We start from the raw sequence: 11,780 nt of genomic DNA, 5'->3' as shown, positions 1-11,780 counted from the left end.
TGTGGCCAGCTCGAACGACATCAAGAACGGCTCCGTCCTCAAGATGGAGGGGCAGCTGTGGAACACGCTCGAGTTCCAGCACGTCAAGCCGGGCAAGGGCGGTGCGTTCGTGCGCACCAAGCTGAAGAACATCCGCACCGGCAAGGCCGTGGACAAGACGTTCAACGCCGGAGCCAAGGTGGAGTTCGCCACAGTCGACCGATCCAACTACCAGTACCTCTACCAGGACGGTGAGGACTTCGTCTTCATGGACCTGCGCGACTACGACCAGATCACCGTGCCCGCCACCGTGGTCGGCGATGCCGCGCACTTCCTGCTCGAATCCCACGAAGTGACCATCGCGCTGCACGACGGCACCCCGCTGTACCTTGACCTGCCTCCCTCGGTGGTCCTGGAGATCACCTACACCGAGCCGGGCCTGCAGGGAGACCGCTCCAACGCCGGCACCAAGTCCGCCACCCTCGAGACCGGACACGAGATCCAGGTCCCGCTGTTCGTGGACCAGGGCACCCGCGTGAAGGTCGACACACGCACCTCCGCGTACCTCGGCCGAGTCACGGACTGATCCCCCCAGTGGCAAAGCGAAGCAAAGCCCGCCGTCGGGCGCTGGAGATCCTCTTCGAGGCCGAACAGCGAGACATGGACCCCTTCGAGGTCCTGCGGGTCCGACGTGAGCGTGCGGACCTGATCGTCAACGAATACGTCCTGGAACTCATCGACGGTGTGAAGTCCGAACAGGAGCACATCGACGAGATCCTTGCCACCTACGCCCGCGGCTGGACGCTCGAGCGGATGCCTCGGGTGGATCTGATGGCGCTGCGCATCGGGACCTGGGAGCTGCTGTGCAACACCGAGATCCCCGACAATGTGGCGGTCTCCGAGGCCGTGGCGCTGGTCAAGGAGCTCTCCACCGATGATTCGCCCAGCTTCGTCAACGGGCTGCTCGGGCGGATCCAGGTGCTCAAGCCCACGCTGGTCGAGGTCGATGACGTAGAGTGAACCCGGCGCCTCAGCTCGGCGCCGACGGCCGCGAACCCGGTCCCTATGGGGACAGGCGCGGGGCCCAAACCTGAATATCCAGACTTCCTTTAAACATCGTCCAGTGAGGCGAGGAAGGAGTCATACGGTGACACCATCACCCGAGACCTCTCATGTGATGTCCGCGTCCGACATGGACCGGGCGCTCACACGCATTGCCCACGAGATCGTCGAATCCCACCGCGGCGTCGAAGGTCTCCTGCTGCTCGGCATCCCACGCCGCGGAACCATCCTGGCCCGCCGCCTGGGTGAACGGCTGGCCCGGATCGATCCCGCCTTCGATCCCGCCCAGTCCACCGGATCCCTCGACATCACGCTCTACCGCGACGATCTGCGCGCCCACGGCGCGCGCACCCCGGAGCCCACCAAGATCCCCGGCGCCGGAGTCGACGGCGCCACCGTGGTCCTGGTCGACGACGTGCTCTACTCCGGACGCACCGTGCGCGCCGCCCTGGATGCCCTGCAGGCGCTGGGCCGCCCCGCCGTCGTCAGGCTCGCCGTCCTGGTCGACCGCGGCCACCGCGAACTGCCGATCCGCTCGGACCACGTGGGCAAGAACCTGCCCACCTCCCGCGAGGAGCGGGTCTCGGTGCTCCTCGACGAGATCGACGGCGTGCCCCGCAGCGAAGAGGCCGTGGTCATCCAGCGCGTCCGCGGTGCGGACTCCCAGGTCGGTGAGCGCTGATGCGGCACCTGCTCTCCACCGCCGATCTCAGCCACACCCAGGCGCTGAGCATCCTCGACACCGCCGAAGAGATGGCCGCCGTCTCCACCCGCGAGGTCAAGAAGCTGCCCACGCTGCGCGGACGAACCGTGGTGAACCTCTTCTTCGAGGACTCCACCCGCACCCGGATCTCCTTCGAGGCCGCCGCCAAGCGGCTCTCCGCCGATGTCATGAACTTCTCCGCCAAGGGCTCCTCGGTCTCGAAGGGGGAGTCGCTGAAGGACACGGTGCAGACCCTGGAGGCCATCGGCGCCGACGCGATCGTGATGCGGCACTGGGCCTCCGGGGCCGCCGCGCAGCTCGCCGCCTCGGACTGGACCGACTGCGCGGTGATCAACGCCGGGGACGGAACGCATGAACACCCCACCCAGGCGCTGCTGGATGCGCTGACCCTGCGCCGGGGTTGGTCCGCCGCCCAGGGGCAGGACCCGCGCGGCACCGACCTGACCGGGATGCGGGTGCTGATCGTGGGGGACATCCTGCACTCCCGGGTGGCGCGGTCCAATATCTGGCTGCTGCGCACCCTGGGCGCCGACGTCGGCCTGGTCGCCCCGGCCACCCTGCTGCCGGTGGGGGTCGAGAAATGGCCGGTCAGCGTGTACTACAGCCTTGACGAGGCGCTGGGATCGGGCCCGGAGGCCGGGCCGGACGCGATCATGATGCTGCGCGTGCAGGCCGAGCGGATGGGCGGCGCCTATTTCCCCACCGCGGCCGAATACACCCGCCGCTGGGGACTGACCGATGAACGTCTGGCCCGGCTCGAGGCCCACCGCGGCGCCGCCGGACAGACCCCGATGATCCTGCACCCGGGCCCGATGAACCGCGGAGTCGAGATCTCCGCCGCCGCGGCCGACTCCCCGATGAACCAGGTCCTCGATCAGGTCTCCCACGGAGTCTCGGTCCGCATGGCCGTGCTGCACCTGCTGCTGAGCAGCTCAGAGAGGAACACCGCATGACTCACACCCCCTCCGCCACCCTGATCCTCGGCGCCCGGCCCTACGGCGAGGCGCCGCTGGATGTGCTCATCACCGACGGCCGGATCGCCGCCACCGGCGAAGCGGCCCGGGTCCAGGCCGAGCAGCTCTCCGCCGAGCAGCCCGAGGGACTCAGCACCCTCGCGGGGGAGGGTCTGATCATGCTCCCGGGCATGGTGGACCTGCACACCCACCTGCGCGAACCAGGCCGTGAGGACGCCGAGACCGTGGAGACCGGCAGCCGGGCCGCCGCCAAGGGCGGGTTCACCGCGGTCCACGCGATGGCGAACTCCTCCCCGGTCGCGGACTCCGCCGGCGTCGTCGAACAGGTGCACCGGCTCGGCCGCGCCTCCGGCTGGACCGAGGTCTACCCGGTCGGGGCGGTCACCGTCGGGCTCGCAGGGGAGCGGCTCGCCGAGCTGGGCGCCATGGCCGAGTCCTCTGCGCAGGTGCGGATGTTCTCCGACGACGGGATGTGCGTGCACAACCCGGTGCTGATGCGCCGGGCGCTGGAATACGTCAAGACCGTCGACGGGTTCATCGCCCAGCACGCCCAGGAGCCGATGCTCACCGAGGGTGCCCAGATGAACGAGGGCGACGTCTCCGCGATCCTCGGGCTGCCCGGCTGGCCCGCCGTGGCCGAGGAGTCGATCATCGCCCGCGACGTGCTGCTGGCCCAGCACGTCGGGTCGCGGCTGCACATCTGCCACGTCTCCACCGCCGGCTCGGTGGAGATCATCCGCTGGGCCAAGGGGCGCGGGATCGACGTCACCGCCGAGGTCACCCCGCACCACCTGCTGCTCACCGACGAGCTGGTCCGCGGCTACGACCCGGTGTACAAGGTCAACCCGCCGCTGCGCACCGGCGCCGACGTCGACGCCCTGCGCGCCGGGCTCGCCGACGGCACCATCGACATCATCGGCACCGACCACGCTCCGCACCCCACCCAGGCCAAGGAATGCGAATGGTCCGCCGCAGCCATGGGCATGACCGGGCTGGAGACCGCGCTGCCCGTGGTCATCAAGACCATGATCTCCACCGGGCTCATGGACTGGCGACGCTTCGCCGAGGTCACCTCGATCAAGCCCGCGCAGATCTACCGCCACGCCCACCAGGGCCGACCGATCGAGACCGGCGAGCCCGCCAACCTGATCCTCATCGACTCGGAGTCGACGCAGGTCGTGGACCCCGCCGGTCACGCCAGCAAGGGCCGGAACTCTCCGTTCCGCGGCATGGAGCTGCCCGGGTCGGTGCGCGCGACCTTCCTGCACGGGCACCCCGTGGTGCTCGACGGCGAGCTCAACTCCCCGCTGACCCGGTCAGCGAGCGGGGCTCCGGCACGAGAGGCTGCGGCACGAGAGGCGGGCGCATGACCCTTGCCACCACCGCCGCGGACATGACCGGCACCTATCTGTTCTACCTGTGGATCGCGCTGGGCATCATCGCGCTGCTGTTGGGCCTGCTCTGGCTCGGCTGGCGCGGCCGGAAACGCCGCCAGGGCGGTCTCCCCGCACCGGACGAGGTCCCCGCAGCGCTGCTGGAGGCCCAGCCGCGCGCCGCCGCCGAGGGCATGGTGATCGGCACCGTCAAGGCTGCGGACTACCTCGACCGGGTCGCCGTCCATGGCCTCGGGGTGCGCACCAACGGACGTCTTGAGGTCCACGACCAGGGAGTCGCCGTGTTCCGCTCCGGAGCGCCGAACTACCTGATCTCTGCGGCCGCGCTGGACCATGTGCGCACCGACCGAGGAGTGGTGGGGAAGTTCGTCGAACGCGACGGCGCCGTCATCATCGGCTGGCGGCTCGGCGAGGAGTCCGTGGAGACCGCCTTCCGTGCCCGCCACGCAGAAGCCCACCAGGAGCTCCTCGATGAGCTCACATCCGTCATCAGTCCCTCCGCCAGTCCCTCCGACGAGGAGTCACCATCACCATGACCCGACACACCTCCGCCACCCAGGTCCCCGCCGCTTCCCAGCCTTCGGCCTCGACGGCCGCCCAGACGCCGGCTTCCACCCCGACCTCGGCTCCCGCGCTGCTGGTGCTCGAGGACGGCACCGTGCATCGCGGCGCCGCGTACGGCGCCCAGGGCGGCCGCCTGGGCGAGGCCGTCTTCGCCACCGGGATGACCGGGTACCAGGAGACGCTCACCGACCCCTCCTATGCCCGCCAGATCGTGGTGCAGACCGCCCCGCACATCGGCAACACCGGGATCAACGACGAGGACGCGGAGTCGCGCAGGATCTGGGTCGCCGGCTACGTGGTCCGCGACGCCGCCCGCCGCCCCTCGAACTGGCGCTCCCGGCGCACCCTGGACGAAGAGCTCAGCCTCCAGGAGATCGTCGGGATCAAGGATGTCGACACCCGGGCTATCACCCGGCACCTGCGCTCCGCGGGCTCGATGAAGGCCGGGATCTTCTCCGGAGACCAGGCCGCTCGGCCCGTCGCCGAGCTCGTCTCCGAGGTCCAGGCCCAGCCCTCGATGGCCGGAGCCCGCCTGGCCGAAGAGGTCTCCACAGACACCGCCTACGTCATCGAGCCGCGCGACCACGGCTGGACCGATGAGGTCGTCGCGACCGTGGCCGCCATCGACCTCGGGATCAAGACCATGACCCCGGTGCGGATGGCCGAACGCGGACTGCGCGTGCATGTGCTCCCTGCCGCCAGCAGCTTCGCCGAGATCGAGGCGCTGAACCCCGACGGAGTCTTCCTCTCCAACGGACCCGGAGATCCCGCCACCGCGGCGAACCAGATCGGACTGCTGCGCGAGGTGCTGGAGCACCGGACCCCGTTCTTCGGGATCTGCTTCGGCAACCAGATCCTCGGCCGCGCACTGGGCTTCGGCACCTATAAGCTGCCCTTCGGTCACCGCGGGATCAACCAGCCGGTGATGGACCACGCCACCGGCAAGGTGGAGATCACCTCGCAGAACCACGGATTCGCCGTGGATGCCCCGGTGGGCGAGGTGGTCACCGCCCCGCAGGACCGCTTCGGCCGGGTTGAGGTCAGCCACTCCAGCCTCAACGACGGTGTCGTGGAGGGCCTGCGCTGCCTGGACATCCCCGCCTTCAGCGTGCAGTACCACCCCGAGGCCGCCGCCGGCCCGCATGATTCGGCCTACCTCTTCGACCGCTTCGTCGAACTGATGACCGACGCGCGCACCGGCGCCGACACCGTCACGTCCGCCGCCGCTGACACGATCACCGCCGCTGAGACCACCACCGACACTGAGACCCGTGGAGGGAACCCACTCAATGCCTAAGCGTCAAGACCTCAAGTCCGTCATGGTCATCGGCTCCGGCCCGATCGTCATCGGACAGGCCGCCGAGTTCGACTACTCCGGCACCCAGGCCCTGCGAGTGCTCAAGGAGGAGGGCCTGCGGGTCATCCTGGTCAACTCCAACCCAGCCACCATCATGACCGACCCGGAGTTCGCCGACGCCACCTACGTGGAGCCGATCAGCCCCGAGGTGGTCGCGAAGATCATCGAGAAGGAGCGCCCCGACGCGCTCCTGCCCACCCTCGGCGGGCAGACCGCGCTGAACACCGCGATCGCGCTGGACAAGGACGGAGTGCTGGAGAAGTACGGCGTCGAGCTGATCGGCGCGAACATCGCCGCCATCGAACTCGGCGAGGACCGGCAGAAGTTCAAGGGCGTGGTGGAGCGCTCCGGCGCAGAATCCGCCAAGTCGCTGATCGTGCACTCCATGGACGAGGCGCTGGCCGCCGCCGATGAGCTGGGCTACCCGATGGTGGTGCGCCCCTCCTTCACCATGGGCGGACTGGGCTCCGGGATGGCCTACAACGAACGCGACCTGCACCGGATCGCCGGCGCCGGGCTGCAGTACTCACCGACCACCGAGGTGCTCCTGGAGGAGTCCATCCTGGGCTGGAAGGAGTACGAGCTGGAGATGATGCGCGACTCCAAGGACAACGTGGTCGTGGTCTGCTCCATCGAGAACTTCGACCCGGTGGGCGTGCACACCGGCGACTCCATCACAGTGGCCCCGGCCATGACCCTCACCGACCGCGAGTACCAGCGGCTGCGCGACATCTCGATCAACGTGATCCGCGAGGTCGGCGTCGCCACGGGTGGCTGCAACATCCAGTTCGCCATCGAGCCCGGGACCGGCCGCGTCGTCGTCATCGAGATGAACCCGCGGGTCTCGCGGTCCTCCGCGCTGGCCTCGAAGGCCACCGGTTTCGCGATCGCCAAGATCGCCACCAAGCTCGCGCTGGGCTACACCCTGGACGAGATCCCCAACGACATCACCCAGAAGACCCCGGCCAGCTTCGAACCGGTGTTGGACTACGTGGTGGTGAAGGTCCCGCGCTTCGCCTTCGAGAAGTTCCCCGCCGCGGATCCCACGCTGACCACCACGATGAAGTCTGTGGGCGAGGCGATGGCCTTCGGGCGCAACTTCACCGAGGCCATGCAGAAGGCGCTGCGCTCGCTGGAGCAGCGCGGCAGCGAGTTCGACTTCACCGTGGCCGACCCGGAGGAGCTCGAGCAGCTCCTGGAGCAGATGGCGACGGCGACCACCGAGCGGCTGCACCAGGTGCAGCGGGCGCTGCTCTCCGGCGGCACGATCGAGCAGGTCTATGAGATCACCGGCATCGACCCCTGGTACCTGGATCAGCTGCAGCTGATCAACGAGACCGCGATGGCCGTGGCGGAAGCGCCCGAGCTCGACGTGGAGGCGCTGCGTCTGGCCAAGCGGCACGGCTTCTCCGACGAGCAGATCGGCGCGCTGCGGCACATGGACGCCGCAGTGGTCCGGGGCGTCCGTCACGCGCTGGGGATCCGCCCGGTCTACAAGACCGTGGACACCTGCGCCGCCGAGTTCGAGGCCTTCACCCCCTACCACTACTCCTCCTATGACCTCGAGGACGAGATCGTGCACCACGAGCAGCCCTCGGTGATCATCCTGGGCTCCGGGCCCAACCGGATCGGGCAGGGCATCGAGTTCGACTACTCCTGCGTCCACGCCACCATGGCGCTGCGCGAGGCCGGCTACGAGACCGTGATGGTCAACTGCAACCCCGAGACCGTCTCCACCGACTACGACGTCTCCACCCGACTCTACTTCGAGCCGCTGACCCTGGAGGACGTGCTCGAGGTCATCGCGGCGGAGGAGCGCACCGGGGGAGTGGCCGGGGTCTTCGTCCAGCTCGGCGGGCAGACCCCGCTGAAGCTGGCCCAGCAGCTCGCCGACGCCGGCGTCACCATCCTCGGCACCTCCCCGGAGGCGATCGACCTCGCCGAGGACCGCGGAGAGTTCGACCAGGTGCTCCAGCGCGGCGGACTCATCGCGCCGAAGAACGGCACCGCGGTCAGCTTCGAGGACGCCAAGAAGGTCGCCGACAGCATCGGCTATCCGGTCCTGGTCCGGCCCAGCTACGTGCTCGGCGGACGCGGCATGGAGATCGTCTACGACGAGCCCGGCCTGGAACGCTACATCGCCAACGCCACCGAGGTCACTCCGGAGCACCCGGTCCTGGTGGACCGGTTCCTCGAGGACGCCATCGAGGTCGACGTCGACGCGCTCTTCGACGGCGAGCAGCTCTTCGTGGGCGGCATCATGGAACACATCGAGGAGGCCGGCATCCACTCCGGCGACTCCGCCTGCGTGCTGCCTCCGATCACGCTGGGCCCCGACGTGCTCGAACGCGTGCGGGTCGCCACCCGGGCCATCGCCGAGGGCGTGGGGGTGAAGGGCCTGATCAACATCCAGTTCGCCCTGGCCTCCGACATCCTCTATGTGATCGAGGCCAACCCGCGCGCCTCCCGCACGGTGCCGTTCGTGTCCAAGGCCACCGGGGTACAGATGGCCAAGGCCGCAGCGCACATCGGCACCGGGGTGTCCATCGCGCAGCTCCGCGCCGGCTCGGGCCACCAGCTCTCCGGCCTGCTGCCGGCCACCGGGGACGGCTCCGAGCTGCCCCCGGGCGCGCCGGTCTCGGTGAAGGAGGCCGTGCTTCCCTTCGCCCGCTTCCGCACCCCCGAGGGTCGCGTGGTCGATTCGCTGCTCGGCCCGGAGATGCGCTCCACCGGCGAGGTGATGGGCATCGACAAGCACTTCGACACCGCCTTCGCCAAGGCCCAGCAGGCCGCGAACAACCCGTTGCCGACCTCCGGCAACGTCTTCGTCTCGGTGGCCAACCGGGACAAGCGCGCGATCATCATGCCGGTCAAGCGCCTGGCCGACCTGGGCTTCTCCATCGTCTCCACCGGGGGCACCGCCGATGTGCTGCGCCGCAACGGGGTCGAGACCACCACGGTGGCGAAGATCGCCGACGCCGCCACGCAGGGCGGCACCATCCTGGACCGGGTGGAGAGCGGGGAGATCGCACTGATCATCAACACCCCCTCCGGCGGCGATGCCCGCAGCGACGGCTATGAGATCCGCGCCGCGGCCACCTCGGTGGGCACCCCGGTGATCACCACCGTGGCCGAGTTCGGCGCGGCCGTGCAGGCCATCGAGGCGCTGGGCCAGTTCAGCTGGTCCGTGGCCTCGCTGCAGGAGCACGCCGAGCGGCTGAAGCAGGCCGAACAGCGCCACCAGGCCGAGCAGTCGAAGCAGGGCCAGCAGCTGGAGCAGGCGGAACTGATCGGGCAGGGAGGCGTGTGATCTCGGGCCCGGCGGAACAGGCAGCGTCCGTCTCCTTCGGCGGCAGGCTCACCGCGGCGATGCGGGCGCACGGTCGGCTCTGCGTCGGCCTGGATCCGCACCCGCAGATCCTGAGCGACTGGGGACTCACCCAGGACGCCGCGGGACTGCGCAGCTTCTGCGCCACGGTGCTCGAGGCCTGCGCGGGCCGGGTCGGGGTGCTCAAGCCCCAGGTCGCGTTCTTCGAACGCTTCGGGGTCTCCGGCATGCAGGTGCTCAGCGAGGTCCAGCACCAGGCCCGCGCCGCTGGGATGCTCGTCATCGCCGACGCCAAGCGCGGCGACATCGGCTCCACCATGGCCGGCTACGCCGAGGCCTGGCTGAACCCCGAGGGCGACTTCGGGGCCGACGCGCTGACCGTAAGCCCCTACCTGGGCTTCGGCTCGCTGCAGCCCGCGATCGACGCCGCAGCCCGCCACCACGGCGGACTCTTCGTGCTGGCGCTGACCTCCAACCCAGAGGGCCAGCAGGTCCAGCTCGCCCGCGACCTGCAGGGCGTCACCGTGGCCGGGAAGATCGCCGTCGAGGCGGCGGCCGCCTCCGCGGCGCTGACCCAGGCCCAGCGGCGCGCCGGATCCGGCAACGCCGGGGACTCGGCGCGCTCGGAGAACTCGAACTCGCGCGCGGCCGCTGATCCACAGGACGCCCCGGATTCACCGGCAGACGCTGAGCTGGGCAGCATCGGGCTCGTCGTCGGCGCGACGACGGCGGGGCTCGCCGCAGACCATGGAATCGACCTCGCCGCCGGCCGGCTGCCGCTGCTGGCACCGGGCTACGGGGCCCAGGGAGCCGATGCCCAGACGCTGCGGACCGGCTTCGGCCCCAGCTACGCCGAGCAGGTCCTGGTGAACTCCTCACGGGGCATCCTCGGTCAAGGACCTGACCTGTTTTCGCTGACAAGGGCCATTGAGCTGGCCAAGTCGGATCTCAGCTGAGAACTCGCAGGCCGCTCTCTATTGCTGTTCACCCCTGGAGCCACTAGATTCTGCTCCATATCACCTGGTGCAGTCAGCAGAAGACCGTGACTGGCGGCGGCACCACGGACGTTGGGGGAGAATCGTGGCACTGCGAGAACTGACCAAAGAAGAGCGGGACACCGCCCGGCGCAAGGCGCTGGCCGCCCGAGTCGAGCGGGCCCAGCTGAAGAAGGAGTTCGGCAACGGGGGCATCAGCTTCGACGACGTCCTCAAACGCGCGTCCAGCTCCGAAGCAGTGGCCCGGCTCAAGACGCTGGAGCTGCTGGAGTCCCTGCCCGGCGTCGGTCGCGTGACCGCCACCAAGGCGCTGGAGGACCTGGGGATCTCCGTGAATCGCAGGCTCGGCGGACTCGGGGTCAAGCAGCGACGAGCCTTGAAGGAGTATCTGGCAGAATTGGGCTGACCATCTCAGCCCAAGGAGCCAGTGCATTGTCAGCAGTCCCCGGCAGTCCCGCCGTCACCGTGCTCGCCGGACCGACCTCCGTCGGCAAGTCGACGCTGAGCCGATTCATCCGCACCCATTATCCGGAGGTGCACTTCTCGGTCTCGGCGACCACCCGCGCCCCGCGCCCCAGTGAGGTGGACGGTGTCGACTATCACTTCATCGACCCCGCGCGCTTCGACGAGCTCGTCGAGCACGGCGAGTTCCTGGAGTGGGCCACCGTGCACGGCAAGCACCGCTACGGCACCCTGCGCTCCACCGTGGATGCCGCTCTGAAGGCCGGGAAGCTGGTCCTGCTGGAGATCGATCTGCAGGGAGCCCGCCAGGTCAGAGCCAGCATGCCCGAGGCGCAGTTCGTGTTCCTGGCCCCGCCGTCCTGGGAGGACCTGGTCTCCCGACTGGTCGGTCGCGGCACCGAATCCGAGGAGGAACAGCGGCGCAGGCTGGAAACGGCTAAGATAGAGCTTGCTGCAGAGCAGGAATTCGATGTCTCGATCATCAACGACGAGCTCGATCGCGCCGCAGCCGAACTTGTAGCACGCATGGGCTTCACCTATGCATCACCCCAATCTGAAGGACAACTCCCCAAGTGACTGAGCAGACCGAAGGCATCATCTACCCGTCGATCGACTCCCTCCTGGAGAAGAGCGCCTCGAAGTACTCGCTGGTCCTCTTCGCCTCGAAGCGCGCTCGCCAGATCAACGCGTACTACGCTCAGCTGCACGAGGGCCTCTTCGAATACGTCGGACCGCTGGTGGACACCAAGCTCAACGAGAAGTCGATGTCCATCGCGCTGCGCGAGATCAACGAGGACCTGCTGGTCAACCACCCCGCGGTCAACCCCGCCTCCTGATCAGGCGTCGCTGCTGATCAGGCGGTTCTGTTGATCAGCCATCGCTGCTGACCGGTGCCGCCGGTCGATCAGCACGACCCCGCAGTCATCCTCAAGAGTGCCTGC

At 68.9% G+C, this 11,780-nt stretch carries 12 protein-coding genes; all 12 read left to right on the top strand.

Going from position 1 to position 11,780, the window contains the following annotated elements; genetic code table 11:
- Position 1 precedes the first annotated feature (1 nt).
- The 12 genes from efp to rpoZ all read left to right on the top strand — a co-directional run bounded on the left by efp (position 2) and on the right by rpoZ (position 11,675).
- Positions 2-565, top strand: a complete 564-nt coding sequence (efp, locus tag ACHAA4_RS02630) for an elongation factor P (protein WP_106122754.1) — start codon at positions 2-4, stop codon at positions 563-565.
- Positions 566-573: 8 nt separating this feature from the next.
- Entirely contained in the window at positions 574-999 is a 426-nt protein-coding gene (gene nusB / locus ACHAA4_RS02625) for a transcription antitermination factor NusB (RefSeq protein WP_435772630.1), read from the top strand.
- Between the two features lie 127 nt (positions 1,000-1,126).
- Positions 1,127-1,723: a bifunctional pyr operon transcriptional regulator/uracil phosphoribosyltransferase PyrR gene (gene pyrR, locus ACHAA4_RS02620; protein ID WP_435772629.1), complete on the top strand. Its 597-nt coding sequence runs from the start codon at positions 1,127-1,129 to the stop codon at positions 1,721-1,723.
- Positions 1,723-2,718, top strand: coding sequence for an aspartate carbamoyltransferase catalytic subunit (locus ACHAA4_RS02615; protein ID WP_106122751.1), 996 nt, complete (start codon positions 1,723-1,725; stop codon positions 2,716-2,718). The genes pyrR and ACHAA4_RS02615 overlap by 1 nt, the downstream gene beginning before the upstream one ends.
- Positions 2,715-4,109, top strand: a complete 1,395-nt coding sequence (locus tag ACHAA4_RS02610; RefSeq protein ID WP_435772628.1) for a dihydroorotase — start codon at positions 2,715-2,717, stop codon at positions 4,107-4,109. Before ACHAA4_RS02615 ends, ACHAA4_RS02610 begins: the two co-directional genes overlap by 4 nt.
- On the top strand, positions 4,106-4,669 hold the full coding sequence (locus ACHAA4_RS02605) for a PH-like domain-containing protein (RefSeq protein ID WP_435772627.1): 564 nt from the start codon (positions 4,106-4,108) through the stop codon (positions 4,667-4,669). The genes ACHAA4_RS02610 and ACHAA4_RS02605 overlap by 4 nt, the downstream gene beginning before the upstream one ends.
- Positions 4,666-5,994, top strand: a complete 1,329-nt coding sequence (carA, locus tag ACHAA4_RS02600) for a glutamine-hydrolyzing carbamoyl-phosphate synthase small subunit (protein WP_435772626.1) — start codon at positions 4,666-4,668, stop codon at positions 5,992-5,994. Before ACHAA4_RS02605 ends, carA begins: the two co-directional genes overlap by 4 nt.
- A complete protein-coding gene (gene carB, locus ACHAA4_RS02595; protein WP_435772625.1) occupies positions 5,987-9,364 on the top strand; it encodes a carbamoyl-phosphate synthase large subunit in 3,378 nt (1,125 codons plus the stop codon). The genes carA and carB overlap by 8 nt, the downstream gene beginning before the upstream one ends.
- A complete protein-coding gene (gene pyrF, locus ACHAA4_RS02590) occupies positions 9,361-10,338 on the top strand; it encodes an orotidine-5'-phosphate decarboxylase (RefSeq protein WP_435772624.1) in 978 nt (325 codons plus the stop codon). The genes carB and pyrF overlap by 4 nt, the downstream gene beginning before the upstream one ends.
- Positions 10,339-10,462: 124 nt before the next feature.
- A complete protein-coding gene (gene mihF, locus ACHAA4_RS02585; RefSeq protein WP_106122745.1) occupies positions 10,463-10,783 on the top strand; it encodes an integration host factor, actinobacterial type in 321 nt (106 codons plus the stop codon).
- A gap of 26 nt (positions 10,784-10,809) precedes the next feature.
- Positions 10,810-11,415, top strand: coding sequence for a guanylate kinase (gmk, locus tag ACHAA4_RS02580; RefSeq protein WP_435772623.1), 606 nt, complete (start codon positions 10,810-10,812; stop codon positions 11,413-11,415).
- Positions 11,412-11,675, top strand: coding sequence for a DNA-directed RNA polymerase subunit omega (gene rpoZ / locus ACHAA4_RS02575; protein WP_036476028.1), 264 nt, complete (start codon positions 11,412-11,414; stop codon positions 11,673-11,675). Before gmk ends, rpoZ begins: the two co-directional genes overlap by 4 nt.
- The last annotated feature ends 105 nt before the right edge of the window (positions 11,676-11,780 follow it).

Origin of the sequence: Nesterenkonia maliinae (assembly GCF_051262655.1) — a bacterium.
Lineage (GTDB): Bacteria > Actinomycetota > Actinomycetes > Actinomycetales > Micrococcaceae > Nesterenkonia.
This window is presented reverse-complemented; position numbering and strand designations above follow the sequence as displayed.